Annotated in this window: 10 protein-coding genes and 1 pseudogene; 4 read left to right on the top strand and 7 right to left on the bottom strand. The window is 57.5% G+C overall.

Translation table 11 applies throughout. The annotated features are described in order from the left end of the window. Positions 1-13: 13 nt before the first annotated feature. From ACNANG_RS26465 to ACNANG_RS26455, 3 genes are read left to right on the top strand one after another with little or no spacing between them, the layout of a single operon-like run. Positions 14-784 carry a DUF4391 domain-containing protein gene (locus ACNANG_RS26465; protein ID WP_407792309.1) on the top strand — a complete coding sequence of 257 codons (771 nt, stop codon included), beginning with the start codon at positions 14-16 and terminating at the stop codon, positions 782-784. A gap of 40 nt (positions 785-824) precedes the next feature. Continuing rightward, the gene (locus ACNANG_RS26460) at positions 825-2,720 is read left to right on the top strand and encodes a site-specific DNA-methyltransferase (protein WP_407792419.1); all 1,896 of its coding nucleotides are present in this window, start codon (positions 825-827) and stop codon (positions 2,718-2,720) included. Positions 2,721-2,730: 10 nt separating this feature from the next. Beyond that, a complete protein-coding gene (locus tag ACNANG_RS26455) occupies positions 2,731-5,727 on the top strand; it encodes a type III restriction-modification system endonuclease (protein ID WP_407792308.1) in 2,997 nt (998 codons plus the stop codon). 219 nt (positions 5,728-5,946) lie between these two features. On the opposite strand, the gene ACNANG_RS26450 is transcribed toward ACNANG_RS26455, so the two are convergent. From ACNANG_RS26450 to ACNANG_RS26435, 4 genes and pseudogenes are all read right to left on the bottom strand, one after another. Then, positions 5,947-7,242 (bottom strand): McrC family protein, encoded by a 1,296-nt coding sequence (locus ACNANG_RS26450; protein WP_407792307.1) that lies wholly within the window; start codon positions 7,240-7,242, stop codon positions 5,947-5,949. After that, complete coding sequence (locus ACNANG_RS26445; protein WP_407792306.1) at positions 7,242-7,877, bottom strand: hypothetical protein; 636 nt, start codon at positions 7,875-7,877, stop codon at positions 7,242-7,244. The genes ACNANG_RS26450 and ACNANG_RS26445 overlap by 1 nt, the downstream gene beginning before the upstream one ends. A 237-nt stretch (positions 7,878-8,114) precedes the next feature. After that, entirely contained in the window at positions 8,115-8,786 is a 672-nt protein-coding gene (locus tag ACNANG_RS26440) for a hypothetical protein (protein WP_420227702.1), read from the bottom strand. A 126-nt stretch (positions 8,787-8,912) separates the two neighbouring features. After that, positions 8,913-9,008: pseudogene (locus ACNANG_RS26435) on the bottom strand (VOC family protein); the annotation flags it as partial. A gap of 1,076 nt (positions 9,009-10,084) precedes the next feature. On the opposite strand from ACNANG_RS26435, the gene ACNANG_RS26430 reads away from it, so the two are divergent. Next, positions 10,085-10,876 (top strand): TIR domain-containing protein, encoded by a 792-nt coding sequence (locus ACNANG_RS26430; RefSeq protein ID WP_420227701.1) that lies wholly within the window; start codon positions 10,085-10,087, stop codon positions 10,874-10,876. 77 nt (positions 10,877-10,953) lie between these two features. On the opposite strand, the gene ACNANG_RS26425 is transcribed toward ACNANG_RS26430, so the two are convergent. From ACNANG_RS26425 to ACNANG_RS26415, 3 genes are all read right to left on the bottom strand, one after another. Next, entirely contained in the window at positions 10,954-11,865 is a 912-nt protein-coding gene (locus tag ACNANG_RS26425) for a cation transporter (RefSeq protein ID WP_407792418.1), read from the bottom strand. A gap of 207 nt (positions 11,866-12,072) precedes the next feature. After that, a complete protein-coding gene (locus ACNANG_RS26420) occupies positions 12,073-14,007 on the bottom strand; it encodes an FTR1 family protein (RefSeq protein WP_407792303.1) in 1,935 nt (644 codons plus the stop codon). 346 nt (positions 14,008-14,353) lie between these two features. Beyond that, a complete protein-coding gene (locus ACNANG_RS26415; RefSeq protein WP_407792302.1) occupies positions 14,354-14,953 on the bottom strand; it encodes an SIS domain-containing protein in 600 nt (199 codons plus the stop codon). Positions 14,954-15,056 lie beyond the last annotated feature (103 nt).

The following is a 15,056-nucleotide window of genomic DNA, read 5'->3' as shown; positions in this document are numbered from 1 at the left end:
GCTGACGAGCTTGATGGTCTCGGCACTGGCCCTGCCGGCCAGTTGTCGCGTAGATCAGCGCGTTCCAAAGAAGATGCTGGTAGAGAACGGCGCCCCAACCAGCGCCGACAAACGCCTCATCAACGACAGCGTCGAAGAGGTGCAGTGGCTTGCCGCGCTGAAGCCCAATACCGTCGGCGTGGCCGATTACCGCGACGGCGAGCGCGAGTACCTAGAGGTGGCGGTGTTGTGCGTCACCGCACGGCACGCGCCGCAGGGAGACGGCGGCAATGCCACCAAGCCGCCCAACATCACCCGCCTGACCGAGTTGGTGCACCGCGCCGTACCTTACCCCGTGCTATTGCTGCTGGGCGCACCGCAGGGCATGTTTCTGTCCCTGGCGCACAAGCGCTGGGCACAGAACGAGGCCAGCAAAGTGGTGCTAGATGGCGAGCCGGCCACGGTGGACCTGGCGCTTGATCTGACGGCTGAACACCCATTTATGCAGGCGGTGGCCCTGGCCCGCCAGCCCCAGGCCAACCTGATGGCCCTTTACCAGGGCTGGCTGGACTGCCTGACCGCCTGGCACGCGGCCAAGATAACTGGCACCTTCACCGCCGCAAGTACACCGGTCCAGGCTGCTGCACGCCGCGAAGCACTGCGCACCTGCGAACGGCTGGAGCGGGAGGGCGCTCGATTGCGGGCGCTGGCGGCCAAGGAAAAGCAGATGGCGCGGCAGGTGGACCTGAACCTTGCGCTCAAGCGCCTTAGCGCCGAGCTGGCGTCGGCGAGAGAACAACTTTGAAAACTCTTGAATGAACTCGAACGAGGCAGCGAAGAAGCCCATGCAAAAACTAGAAGCCCACAGCCCACAGGCGAAGTCAGCCGACGTGATGGCCGACAACATCGCACAGCTTAGGGTTTTGTTTCCCGAATTGATCACTGAAGGCCCAAGCGGCGTCGCCGTGAACGTGGACGTGCTCAAGACACTGGTAGGCGACCAAACGGCCACCGATGCCGAAGAGAAGTACGGGTTGAACTGGCACGGCAAGCGCAGGGCGCGGAAGCTGGCATTGGCGCCCAGCACCGGCACCCTGCGGCCGTGCCGGGACCAAAGCGTGGACTGGGATTCGACTCAGAACCTCATGATCAAGGGCGATAACCTTGAAGTTCTCAAGTTGCTGCATAAAAGCTACGCCGGCAAGGTCAAGCTGGTCTACATCGACCCGCCATACAACACGGGGAGGGACTTTGTCTACCCTGACAACTTCCGCGACAGTATGCGTAACTATAAAGAGCTAACCGGGCAACTCGACCTCGATGGAAAGCCTATCACTAGCAATGCTGAGTCTAGCGGCCGTTTCCACACGGACTGGCTGAACATGATGTACCCACGGATGAAGCTAGCGCGGTCGCTACTCGCACAGGACGGCGCGATGTTCGTGAGTATTGCTGATCATGAAGTTCACAATCTGCGTCAGGTACTGGATGAGATCTTCGGTCCTGAAAATTTCATAGCGACTGTCGTCTGGCACAAGATGGATAGCCCCAAGAATTCGGCCGTCCATCTCAGCGAAGACCATGACTACATCGTGATCTACGCAAGGGACGCCGACACCTGGCGCCCGTGTCCGCTCCCAAGGACACACGAGATGATCACCCGATATAAAAACAGCGACAACGATCCGCGCGGTCCATGGTTGCTTGGGGACCTAGCTGCACGTAACTTCTATGGCCAGGGTAGGTACCCCATAACAACACCGTCCGGAAAAATCATCTCTGGCCCGCCTGCAGGAAGCTACTGGCGCATCAGTGAGGAAAAGTTCCGTGAGCTCGATAAAGACGGGCGGATTTGGTGGGGCGCAAACGGCGACAACCGACCTGGAATTAAGCGCTTCTTGTCTGAAGTAAAGGACGGCGTCGTTCCGCAAACCTACTGGCCATGGAAAGATGTTGGCAGCACCCGGCATGCAAAACAGGAATTGTCTCAATTGATGGAGGCTGACGCTGGCGATGATCTATTTATCACGCCAAAGCCGGTTCGCTTGTTGAGACGAGTTCTACAGATCGGAGCGGACAAAAATGCGCTGGTCTTAGACTTCTTCGCCGGCTCTGGCACCACTCTTCAAGCTGCAATGGAGCAAAACGCAGAGGACGGGGGCACCCGTCGGTGCATCTTGGTTCAGTTGCCTGAGCCACTTCCCGTAGTGACTTCAAGGGGCTACAAGTCGATTGCTGACATTACCGTTGATCGCATCCGTAGGGCCGGCATTCAGACCCGAAAGAACAATCCACTGTTTGTCGGAGACATCGGTTTTCGCACCTACGTGCTGGATAGTTCAAACATCAAGGCTTGGAATCCTGATGCAAGGAGCCTTGAGCAGACGTTGTTTGCCCAGCAAGAACATATCGAGGCAGGGCGAACCGAACATGATGTGCTTTGCGAACTATTAATCAAACTTGGCCTTGATCTTTGCGTCAACATCGAGCACCGTACCGTTCAGGGCAAAGAAGTGCACGCGGTGGGCGGCGGCGTCCTGATGGCTTGCCTGGCGACCTCCATCGCGGCCACCGAAGTGGAAGCTGTCGCGATGGACATCATCGACTGGCACAAGGAATTGGCGCCAGCTGGCGAGGCAACGTGCGTGTTCCGCGACAGTGCCTTTGTCGATGACGTGGCCAAGACCAACATGGCCGCAATTTTGAACCAGAACGGCATCCAGACCGTCCGCAGTCTGTGAGGGCCGGTCGATGAAACTCCATTTCGAACCCAACCTCGACTACCAGCTCCAGGCCATCGAGGCCGTCTGCGACCTGTTCCGAGGGCAGGAGATCTGCCGCACCGAGTTCACTGTCACGATGAAGCTGTCGGACCAGCAATTGACGCTAGGCGTCGCCGAGGCCGACCTTGGCGTCGGCAACCGGCTGACGCTGCTGGATGACCAGCTACTGCAGAACCTGCGCGACGTGCAGTTGCGTGGTGGCCTAGCGCCATCCAGCGCGCTGGCCTCAGGCGACTTCACTGTTGAAATGGAAACAGGCACCGGCAAAACCTATGTCTACCTGCGCACGATCTTCGAGTTGAACAAACGCTACGGCTTCACCAAGTTCGTCATCGTCGTGCCCTCGGTGGCCATCAAGGAGGGCGTCTACAAGTCGCTGCAGATAACCGAAGAGCACTTCAGGGGCATCTATGCCGGCGTGCCGGTAGACTTTTTCCTTTACGACTCCAGCAAGCTGGGGCAGGTGCGTAACTTCGCTACAAGCTCCAGCATTCAGGTAATGGTGGTCACGGTCGGCGCCATTAACAAGAAGGACGTGAATAACCTCTACAAGGACAGCGAGAAGACGGGCGGCGAGAAGCCCATCGACCTCATTAAGGCCACCCGGCCCATCGTCATCGTGGACGAACCGCAGAGCGTGGACGGCGGCCTGACGGGCGCCGGCAAGACCGCGTTGGACGCCATGAACCCGCTGTGCACACTGCGCTACTCGGCCACGCACGCCATCAAGCACCACATGGTGTTCCGGCTGGATGCGCTGGATGCCTACGAACGCAAGCTGGTCAAGCAGATCGAGGTGGCGGCGGCCACCATCGAGGACGCCTACAACAAGCCCTACGTGCGACTGGTTTCGGTCAGCAACAAGCGCGAGGCCATTAGTGCCAAGGTTGAGCTTCACGTGAAGACCGCCACGGGGGTAAAGCCGAGAGAGGTGCAGGTCCGCGACGGCGACGACCTGCAGCAGTCCGCCGAGGGCCGCGAGATCTACACTGACTTTCGCGTGGGCGAAATCAACACCGCCAAGGGCGAAGAGTTTTTGGAGCTGCGCTACCCGGGCGGCGAAGTGATGCTGGCCGTGGGCCAAGCCTACGGCGATGTCGATGCGCTGGCTGTGCAGCGCGAGATGATCCGCCGCACGATCCGCGAACATCTTGACAAGGAAAAGCTGCTCGGGCCAAAGAACATCAAGGTGCTGTCGCTGTTCTTTATCGACGCCGTGGAGCGTTACCGCCAGTACGACAAGGACGGCAACTCGATGAAGGGTGACTACGCCCGCATCTTCGAAGAAGAGTATCGGCGTGCGGCTAAGCTCCCGGCCTATCAGAGCCTGTTCACCGAAGTGGATCTGGCTAGCGCCGCCGAGGACGTGCACAACGGCTACTTTTCCATCGACAAGAAGGGCGGCTGGTCCGACACGGCCGAGAACAACGCCGGCAACCGTGACAACGCCGAGCGGGCCTACAACCTCATCATGAAGGACAAGGAGAAGCTGCTCGACATCAAGACGCCGCTGAAATTTATCTTCTCGCACTCGGCGCTGAAGGAAGGTTGGGACAATCCCAACGTGTTCCAGATTTGCACCCTGCGCGAAATGGGCACTGAGCGCGAGCGCCGGCAGACCATCGGCCGGGGCCTGCGGCTATGCGTGGACCAGAACGGCCAGCGTGTGCGTGGCTTCGAGGTCAACCGGCTGACGGTCATCGCCACCGAGTCCTACGAGCAGTTCGCCGAGAACCTGCAGAAGGAAATCGAGGCCGACACGGGCATCCGCTTTGGCGTGTTGGAGCAGCACCAGTTCGCTGGCATCGCAATCAAGGCGGACGACGGCACGCTGACGCCGCTGGGTGTGGAACAGTCCAAGGCGCTGTGGGATCACCTCAAAGCGGCCGGGCATGTCGATGCCAAAGGGAAGGTGCAGGATTCGCTGAGGCTGGCCTTGAAGAACGGCACGTTGGCGCTGCCGCCGGCCTTCGAGGCTCAGCGCGGCCAGATTGCTGGAGTGCTGCGCAAGGTGTCGGGTCGGCTGGAGGTCAAGAACGCCGACGAACGCAAGGCGGCGCCGTTGCGCAAGGACAAGGACGGCAAGGCCGTTTACCTGTCCGAAGATTTCAAGGCGCTGTGGGACCGCATCAAACACCAGACGACCTACCGCGTGCAGTTCGACAACGCCAAACTACTGCAGAACTGCATCACTGGGCTGCAGAAGGCACCGCCCATCGCCAAAGCGCGGCTGCAGTGGCGCAAGGCTGACATTGCCATCGGTAAGGCCGGCGTTCAGGCTACCGAGACGAGCGTATTGGCACCAGTGGTGCTCAATGAGAACGACATAGAGCTGCCGGACTTGTTGACCGACTTGCAGGATCGCACACAGCTCACCCGCCGCAGCATCATCACCATCCTGACCGAGAGCGGCCGGCTGGACGACTTCAAACGCAACCCGCAACAGTTCATCGAGCAGACCGCCGAAATCATCAACCGCTGCAAGCGCCTGGCGTTGGTGGACGGCATCAGGTATCAAAAGATTGGCGATGAGCACTTCTATGCCCAAGAGCTGTTCGCCAAGGACGAGCTGACGGGCTACCTGCGCAACATGCTGCTAGATACCAAACGGTCGATCCACGAGCACGTCATCTACGACTCGACCACCGAACGCGACTTCGCCGAAGCGTTGGAAAAGAACCAGGGCGTGGTGCTCTATGCCAAGCTACCCAGCTGGTTTAAGGTGCCCACGCCGCTGGGGCCATACAATCCGGACTGGGCCATCCTGTTCGACCAAGACGGCGCTCAGCGGCTGTATTTCGTCGTCGAAACCAAGAGCAGCCTGTTTACCGACGACCTGCGCAGCAAGGAAGACGCCAAGATGCTCTGTGGGGAGGCTCACTTCGCCGCACTACAGTCCGGGGAGAACCCGGCGCGCTACGTCCGTGCCACGTCGTTTGGCGATGTGCTGAAGTCCCTCGAATGACTACCCGCCAGGCTCGCAAGCAATTCTTCGTTGGCTATGCAGCACCGCGGGCGAAAACCGTCATTACCGACGGGTGCTTTTGGCCGTTAGCGTCATGGCGTCTGCCACTAACTGCGCGAGATCCGTAAGCGTTTGGCAATACCCGTGAACCCCGAGCACTTGGCTAGGCTGCAAGTCGTTTTCAAAGCCTTCGATTCTACTGAGGCACAGCCTTAGCGCTTATTCAGGCACTACCCGCCGAATCAGATCCCTAAGTTGAGATCGAAGGTCATCCGCATGGCGGGACACATCCAGGCATCCCAAGGACAACGATTCGGTGCCGCTGTGAATTCCGAACGTACGCATCACCCCGCTCGCCCCGCCTGGAACCGCGGGGTAAAGCAACAAGAGCCGCTCGCACGCATAAATGCGGGCGTACGCCATCATCTGATAGACGTCCGACTGGGCCACGCCGCCTTTCTTGACCAAGGGGTCGGAGCCCAGGCGCTTCCATTTGGTGTCGATCACCGCGAGGACTTTTCCGCCTCGCCGCAGCAGGATATCTGGCTTCGTCTGAAACCACTCCCCCTTGCACTGGGCACCATCACTGGGTTCGCCGAGGCAGTAGCGCAGGCCACCCTGCACCACCACCTCGATGGTCGAGGTGGCAAGGACGCGGCGCAGCACGGCGGCAACCGCCGCTTCAAACAGGGTATGCATGGGAAAAAGCAGGGTTAACCCCTGCGCGCCATAGGTATCGGGGCGCGTCCCCTGCCAGTCCCGTTTAATTAAGAGCCGAGCAAGTGACACGGCGTTGGTCCACCGGCTGTTGGTCCGGTCCAGCACCGCCCGGGCCCACGGAAGGCGAGCCGGCAAGACGTCGGAGACCGGGGCCAGCCTCCATCGCAGTTCGCTTAGGATCCGTTGCGTTGATGCCGAGCGGCTCAGGGGTATAAGGAAGACGACCGTCGCTTTCATGATTTGCATCAAAGGCGTGTCGTGGGTCAACGTGTCATAGCGGCAAGCCAGCCGATCCGGCCGGACGGCGTTGAAGGTAAATTGCCTGAGCACATCGAGCCGGCCGCGTAATGCCTGCAGATCGTCGGCTCTGGACGCATAGGCGTGAGGCAGGCCCGCACGCAGCAGGGTAAGCAACTGGTCCGCGAAATTGCGAATAAATATTTCCAGCAAACTGTCTTCGTCATGCGCCATCGCGGCCGAACTGCCCGCACGCAGGTCAATGTCCAGTGCTAACGCCAGCAAGCCGCCCAGGCGCCGGCGAACAGTGAACTTCGCTTCATCGGGATCGCCGGGATCGACCTTCGGGAGGATTTCCAGGCTGCACCCCGGCGCGGCAATGACGCCGACCATCTGCTTGGCATGCAGAAAGCGCCTGCTGTCGGACAGGATGTTGCTGCCGTTTTTATCCGCGAGGGGATGCGCACGGGCGGCAGCAAGCAATCGGTCTGCCTGCTGCACGGAAAAGCCGTCAGAGCGGAACGACGCCTTTCCCCACTCGAAAATCGTTTGGTGCATCACGCTGCTTTGTCCTGGACTCCGCTCGATGTTCCGGCCTCGGGCGTCTCACTATGCCCGGCAACATCAGGCAGCGTCGTCCCGTCAAGCAGGCGCAGGTAGGCATTGCTCGTGAATGCATGACGGACGAACCAGCTCTCCCTGGCATCTCCGTCGATGCCAGGCGGGGCCTTGATCATTCTCTTGCCGATGAAGCCGTCGCCGACCACGGCCTGCACACGACTCCAGTTTTCGAAGAAATACTCTTGCAGCAGCGGAATGACCCGGTCACGCATCACGGCGTCGATGTCGTCACGATGCCTGCACCTCATGAAGAACGCATGGCCAATCCGGTGTTCACGGTCCAGGAGATATTCGACGCGATCGTTGATGATCGTCAGCACGTTGCCAAGCGGGATGCCATCGATTGGCTTGAGAAGCTGGGCGTCCGGCGCGATCTCCCGGAACATGAACCGACGCCGTAGCGCCGTATCAAGCACGGCGATCGAGCGATCGGCGGTATTCATCGTGCCCCCAATATGGAGATTTGCCGGTACGCCGAAGTCGAGTCTCGAGTAAGGAAGCGTCACGGTCAGTGCATCGGGCATCCCGACCCGTTTGTCGGGCTCGATCAGCGTGATTAGTTCGCCAAACACTTTGGAGATGTTTCTATGCCGGGCAAGCTCGAATCACCGTTATGGGCCAAAAGTGCTTAATCAGATAGCCAGAATTAACCAAACAACCCGGATATTTAAACCATAACCAAATTAATTGACTAAGCGACATATAGCCGAGTGCTGCGCTTAGTTCCTACTTGTTGCGAGAACGCTTTTCAAGAGCATCAAACGATTCGAAGCCAACTGGCTTTGCTCTTGACCCCTGATTCGACAAATTTAACTCATAACATAGTTTGGCATAAATTCTGGACGGGAAGCCACCACTGAAACTCCACGCAGCCCCGTCTTGTTCCATTTGCAATACCCCTGATATATTCCGGTATTTTGTTCCAAGCTGATGGCAACAATATATTCCGACAACTGGCTACTATGCTTAAACCCAAGCAGCCTCATCTCAACAACCAGCTCTCTAAATTCCTTGTCCTCAATTTCTTCGTTCGCAATCTTGGCTGCAGGTTGAAACTGCTGGCATTTGTCCTCAATCACGGGCTCCCTAGTGATTGCCACGTCTTTGTTTGATGGGAATGGGTGCGAAAATATAACTGGGTCAACGATATATTTGGCTTGCTTGAATTGTGCATTGAGCCATGGCGGCAAATCACAATTGGAATTCAGCCATTCATTAAAATCATGCAAATCCTCTTTAGACCAACTAACTCTTCCTTTATGGAGGTCGTCAACCGAAAATCCCGTTGCTTTTGGATTTTTAAAACTTGGATCATCGCCTTGAAAAATTGATGCAAACTTCAACAAATCAGAGGGCTTCTTTATGCAAAGCCTGAAGTACCCGTGAGTTGCCCAAATGTAGTCAATGGATGGTTTTCTAAGTTTATCCATATAAGGCTCAAGTGTGATTCCTACACTGCGCCCACTTTTTAAATTCGGCATGTATTCATCTCTAGAGTTTTTTGGACACAGCAATCTTGGCATATGCACATCTGGCTCGTCGATGCATTTCGTGCCAAGCGACCATTTTGCCGGTGTATCCGGTCGCACCGTATATCAGTAGCTGGCTCATGACGACACCTGTTGCCAGTTCTTGTAGACGGACTCGAGGCTATAGCCGTCCCGATCCATTACGTTCGCCGCATAGAATCGCGGGACGTAGTGGAAAACCCTAGAGCTGGCGCTGATGCCGGGACCAAGTGAACGGTGCGGCAGTAGCGTAGCGGCTTGCTGCCATCCGGTCCGAAAATTTGGGTTACCAGGAATAGCTCGGTGCCCGGCTCACCGGCATCGTAGGTCTCGCGCAGGAGATTCTCCGCGCTCCAGGCCGCCCGCTCGTCTTTATCGTCCGCTGTCACCTCCCCTCGCTCGCGGCCATGGCAATGCGGCATGAGGGCCCGGCTTCGCCACCGACTTACCGAACAGACACCCTGGGGCCTTCCGGTTCACTGCGGCAGATCCGCAGCGAGGTCGTTGGTGCCGGTGGCAGGCTTACGATTTCATGCTTTGCGTTTTTCACGGCAATGGTGAACGCTTCGAGCTCGGTCCCGCACGGCGACCGGTTGAAACTCGAATACACGCCAGAGATGCATCGTGACGAGCGAGAGCGCTCGCTGTCCATCCAAACGCACCCTTCTGCATCTCGACGACCTCTATCCAGTAGCCCCGATTGTCTATGTCATTTCTGGATGTAAAGTTACGCTCACCCACTGGACGCTCGCCACATCAACGGCTACGCGTTGCCCACGGTTTTAGGCATAAAGTGCCGCAACGTTATGTTTTCTGACATAGCGACGCCCCTTGTTCGCATACTGGCTTGGGCAGGTGCGCTGCTATGCGATTTCAGGGTGTAAACGCTAGTGCTTTAACGTCGACATGTAGTTAGCTGAACAGTGGAAGCTGCAGAAGCGCATTGGTAGTCGTTGCCAGAGCCGTACATAACTGGGCAGTATGTACGGTACTTTTCGTTGGAGGCAGCTGGCGCGCCGGAGACCTAAGAATAACTTTAGCGGCTAAAATTTTCGTGGGCGTATCCTGTTACTGCTGAACTGGTCATAGCAGTTTCAACGATGTGCCACGGTTGCGCATGCGTTGGCCTAGGGGCGTCGATAGGCCTTTTTTGCCGGTAAGTGCGTCCGTGCATGCATCGCGATCATGCAATTTTGACATTTAAGTCGCTGCGGTTCGTCTCTAAACGGCCGCGGTAATATGGCAGGACCAACAGCGCCCAGGAGGGGAGATTGAGCGATATTGCAATCACGATGGCTAAACTTGCTGGCATAAAAAAGGCAGCTACCGCCGCCTTGGCAGAAAAAGTGAACGTCGCGCGAGGCGGAGAACTCCGTCGCTCATTTGAGCCTGATGTGGTGGGCTACTACTTCAAACAAACAGGTGCGCTTGTGGATATGTTGAGAGAGCTGTTACCTGCGTTGTATGCGGATTTCCAGCCGGTTGCCACTGACCCCACGACCGAACTTTATCAAGCAGACCGAGAAGCGCCGAAGAGGTTTAACTATGGACGAGACCAACTAGAAAGGCTGGTTCGTGATATTGATCAAGTGCTTGAGATCCGTGCAAATAGCGAGCTTTCTCAACCATCTGCGGCCTCGCTTTCCGCACTTAGGCGAGTCTTCATTTCCCACGGAAGATCGAACGACTGGCGTGAGGTCCAGGCTTATATCGAGCGAGATATAGGGCTATCGACATTAGAACTCGCGCAGGAGCCGAACGCGGGCCAAACAATCATCGAGAAGCTAGAGAAAAATGCCTTCGGATGCGACAGTGCAGTGATCGTTATGAGCGGAGACGACGTAGATGCAGATGGCCGAGCGCGCGCACGAGAGAACGTGATGCATGAAGTCGGCTTCTTCCAAGCGAAGTACGGGCGCTCGCGCGTGTGCCTGTTACATGAAGAGGCGGTGAGCATCCCCACAAACTTGTCAGGAGTAGTCTACATACCCTTTCCAAAAGGAGGCATTGGCGCTTCCTTTGGCGTGCTTGCCCGCGAACTTAAGGCTGTGTATGACCGCTAAGCAGGGGCCAGTCGCCTACCGCACCGCGTCTGCGGTAGGCGAGCAAACGCGCTCATGCGCCGGTCTAAACTAGAGCTCTACGCCTTGGGTGCTGACGGCTGGTTATTCGCGTTGGCGAGCCGAAGAATGCGTACTGCACCTGAGAGCACGACTAGGGCAATCAACAACCCGACTATTAAGTCAGGGTAATGTGACCCAGTCCATGCGACTAAGGCGCCAGCGACGATGACGCCTGTGTTGGCAATCACATCGTTGGTAGAGAAAATCCAGCTGGCACGCATGTGAACACCGCCCGTCCGATGCTTGGAAATCAGCGCCATGCAGGCTACGTTCGCGACAAGCGCAACCAGCGAGATGGCCATCATGGCTGGCGCCTCGGGCTCGCTGCCACCAAAGAACCGACGGACGACCTCGAACAAGGCCCCTAAAGCGAGCAGCAGTTGGAAGTAGCCGCTCAAGCGCGCCGCGCTTGCCTGAGAGGATGCTGCCTTTCCAACGGCGTAGAGGCTGACGCCATAGACAGCAGCGTCTGCGAACATGTCGAGCGAGTCGGCAATCAGGCCAGTCGACTGAGCCCACAAGCCTCCTGCGAACTCAGCCACAAACATCACGGCGTTGATCACAAGCAGAATCATCAATGTCGAGCGTTCGCCCTTCTCGTCAGTTTCTACAGGAGTAGCTTCTGTCGCTGCGACTGGCCCTGTCTCCGACAGCTTTGCGCCAAAGTTCAGGGGGGTCAGAAGCGCCAGCACTTCCTCAGGGGATGCACGATGAAAGACAGTCAGCCGGCGCGCATTCAGATCGAAATCCAGCCGGTCGACCGGGGCTCCATCGAGCGCCATACGGATCAACCGCTCTTCTGACGGGCAGTCCATCTTCGGAACGTCGAACACGGACCGCTCCACCTGAGTAGGCACGTCCGTCGTCTCCGCAATGGCTGCCCCGAACCTGAGCGGTACCAACAGGTCAAGCAAACGATCGGGAGCCATAGAGTGAACTACGGCGAGCCGCCGCGCGCCGAGATCAAATTCCAGATGCTGAACCTCTGTTTGGCCTTGCAAAGCCATGCGCACCAGGCGCTCTTCTGACGGGCAGTCCATCTTTGGGACGTTAAACACTGTGCGCTTCATCGCAGGTTCCTGAGTTGCTCTCGCGCTATTTAAATCCATGAAGTTACTTTAAGGTCAAGCCCCAGCTTAACGCGCGGGCTGTGCCTGTCGTCCCTTGTATGTGTTCAGCACAAAGCCAAGAACCGCAATCAGCAACACAACGACTTGGGCGATGACTGTTTCAGCAGTGGGATACATGCCGAGCAAATCAATGCGCGGTGCTGCGATCGGCGTAGCACCCACCCAACCGGCCTCCTGCAGTCCGGCAACGCCCTTCCCTGCCAAGATGACGGCGAGTATGGCGATCAGGATGGAGCTGATGCTGAAGAACTTGCCGATTGGCATACGAGCACTTGTCTTCAACATCACCCACGCAAGAACCGCCAGCAAAGCGACGCCGACCCCGAGGCCTGCCAAGAGCGCGTTTCCGTTCCCATCAGCAGCGAGCGCGGAATAGAAGAGCACTGTTTCGAATACTTCGCGGTACACAGCAATAAATGACAGACCGAACAACGCCCATGCCGAACGTTTCGACATGGCTGAAGACAGCTTTTCCTTCAGGTAGTCCTGCCAGCGTCCAGCCGCGCTTTTCTGATGCATCCAAAGCCCGACGCTGAGCAGAACGAGCGCGGCAAAAAGCGATGACAGGCCTTCTGTCACTTCGCGGCTTGCACCGCTGATGGTCACGAAGTAGGTCGCAACTGCCCAGGTAAGCCCGCCAGCGAGCAACGCTACAACCCATCCTGCGTGCACGTAGCGCAAAACGTCCGGTCGCTTAGCCTTCTTCAGGAAGGCCATGATGCCAACGACGATCAGCAGCGCTTCAAGACCCTCTCTAAGCAAAATGGTAAGGGAGCCCAAGAACGTTGTCAGTGGCGACGCCGCATCCCCGCCCAGTTCTTTTTCGACGTCCGCAAACAGGTAGTCCAACTTCTGCGCCGCTGCCTCGGCCTCGGCTAGCGTTCCATTCGCAATCGCCGATCGGTACCCGAGCATGCCGTTTTCCACCTCGGTAAGGAGCGCTTTGTTCCGCGCTCCAAGCGAAGGCTCCAGTGGTTCGAAGCCGTCGAGATAGGCTGATAGGGCGAGCCGTGTGGCTGCTTGTTTGTCGCCTTGACGCACAGCACTCAGGCTCTCATTCAGCCGAGTGCGGGACAAAGCAAGCCTGCCGGTGTTGCCCGCTTCGAAAGCAGCTTCCGGATGGCTACGCAGGTAGGCGGTCAGGTCGCGAGCGTCTTCTGCACCGATCCGTGCGGCGGCTGCAACCTCGGTCAATGTGGTAACTGCGGAGAGGTCCGCGAATTGATTGCGCGCGGCTGCATTGTCTTTCCAGAGCTTTTCGCCGCGGTTCCGCATTTCGTCGTCATGGGAAAGTGTCCCGGTAAAGAAAGCGAGTGCCCAGCGATCATCATCCGACAACGCTGCGAAGCTTGGCATTGAAGTGCCTGATACACCTTGGGAAATGACCTGGTAAAGCGCCATCACGCTTCGCGAGCTGGCGCGCTCGCGATCCGTGAACGCAATCGGAGGGGGATCCAGATTCGCTGCAAGCGGCCCGTCGCCCGCACCCTTCGAGCCGTGGCAAGACATACATTGCGCCTGAAATAGCGCTGCTCCCTGTTTCAAGTCAGGCACAGTCTTGGGCGCTACAGGAATCGGATAGGCCGCAATAAGTAGCGCCTCAGCTTGATGTGCCAATCGGCTGACTTCCGCGCCGTCACTCTTCTTGCTCACGGCATCTTGCAGCGATACGGCTGCAGCGATAACGGTATCCTTCGATGCGTGTGGAGGAAGGCCGCGAGCCTGTGTCACCGCGTTCGCGGTGAAGTCGACCATCTCGGCGTACTCAGCCTCGCTGATCACGGCGCCCTTATCAACAGCGCCGCCGTAGTCGACAGCCACGTAATCCAGTAGTTGCCAGAGTTGGCGTGGTCCTTCCTCCGATCCGGCGGGCAACGGCTGCGCAATCGCAGCCCCTAACGAAAACCAACTCATACAAAACAGCAACAGCAGACGCTTCATTTCTTGCCTACAAATCAAAGGGGAAACACGTTATCGCGCAGCCGAAACCACCTGTTTGGCATGTGCCTACGGGACGAGGAGCTGGATCTTGGGCTGGCGTACCAGACCACCGCACCTAACAACAGGATGGCGGGGATGGCGAAGGCGAAGTTGGTATTGCCCGACGCTGCGGTACTTTAAAACAAAATACGCAACGGCACATGATTCGCATTTCGCCTCCGGGTGTCGACTCAAAAGGCCATCCACGGAACCGTACTTGGGGAACTGCCGTGCTAGCACCTACCGTGTAATTGAAATGAAAGACCTGTCGATGCTTAACGTGACATGTCGCTCTCAAAAAGGCTCTTCATGGTCGAAGAAATTGGAACTCGATCAACTCCAGTAGAATGTGAATCACCTTGATGTGCAGTTCCTGAATTCGATCTGCGTACTTACCGCCAGGAGTGACGATGCACACCGTGCTCAATGCTTCAAGCACCGTGCCGCTCCGACCTGTCAAAGCGATCACATCCAGCCCTTGATTCCTTGCGGTCTCTGCCGCTTTGATAACGTTTGCGCTTGATCCGCTTGTGCTAATGGCAAGCAGGCAGTCGCCAGCGCGACCATGGCTTTCGAGATACCGCGAGAAAATTTGGTCGTACCCGAAGTCGTTTGCGACGCAAGTAATATGTCCGACGTCGCTGATGGCTTGAGCCGCAAAGCCCCGCCGCGTGTCTCTGAAACGGCCAGTCAACTCTTCGGCAAAATGCATGGCATCGCTCATGGATCCGCCATTGCCACACGCATAGATTCGTCCGCCTTGACGCAGAACCGAGCCCATGACAGTGGCCGCCAACTCGATTGCATCGAGCGCAACTTGGTTGTTCAGAAATTCGTCCAAGCACGTCCGCGCTTCCATCAGCGCAGCGGTGATGATGTCATTGGCAACTGCGTTCGTGGTTGGCATCGAGTTACTCCACAGGTTCCATCAATGGATGGGGTTCAGTTTAATGGATGACGGCGTTCGGACCGAACAACCAAACGCCCAGCACACGATTGCTTATCGAGCC

This window comes from Pigmentiphaga litoralis, assembly GCF_048632615.1.
Lineage (GTDB): Bacteria > Pseudomonadota > Gammaproteobacteria > Burkholderiales > Burkholderiaceae_B > Pigmentiphaga > Pigmentiphaga litoralis_B.
The sequence above is the reverse complement of the archived record's forward strand: the minus strand, read 5'-3'. Positions and strand labels throughout refer to the sequence as shown.

Excerpts from the sequence above, each read along its gene's own strand:
- ACNANG_RS26425 (WP_407792418.1), bottom strand. The coding sequence starts at position 11,865 with ATGGCTCCCGATCGTTTGCTTGACCTGTTGGTACCGCTCAGGTTCGGG.
- ACNANG_RS26460 (WP_407792419.1), top strand. The coding sequence starts at position 825 with ATGCAAAAACTAGAAGCCCACAGCCCACAGGCGAAGTCAGCCGACGTG.
- ACNANG_RS26465 (WP_407792309.1), top strand. The coding sequence starts at position 14 with ATGGTCTCGGCACTGGCCCTGCCGGCCAGTTGTCGCGTAGATCAGCGC.
- ACNANG_RS26450 (WP_407792307.1), bottom strand. The coding sequence starts at position 7,242 with ATGCACCAAACGATTTTCGAGTGGGGAAAGGCGTCGTTCCGCTCTGAC.
- ACNANG_RS26455 (WP_407792308.1), top strand. The coding sequence starts at position 2,731 with ATGAAACTCCATTTCGAACCCAACCTCGACTACCAGCTCCAGGCCATC.
- ACNANG_RS26415 (WP_407792302.1), bottom strand. The coding sequence starts at position 14,953 with ATGCCAACCACGAACGCAGTTGCCAATGACATCATCACCGCTGCGCTG.
- ACNANG_RS26420 (WP_407792303.1), bottom strand. The coding sequence starts at position 14,007 with ATGAAGCGTCTGCTGTTGCTGTTTTGTATGAGTTGGTTTTCGTTAGGG.
- ACNANG_RS26440 (WP_420227702.1), bottom strand. The coding sequence starts at position 8,786 with ATGCCGAATTTAAAAAGTGGGCGCAGTGTAGGAATCACACTTGAGCCT.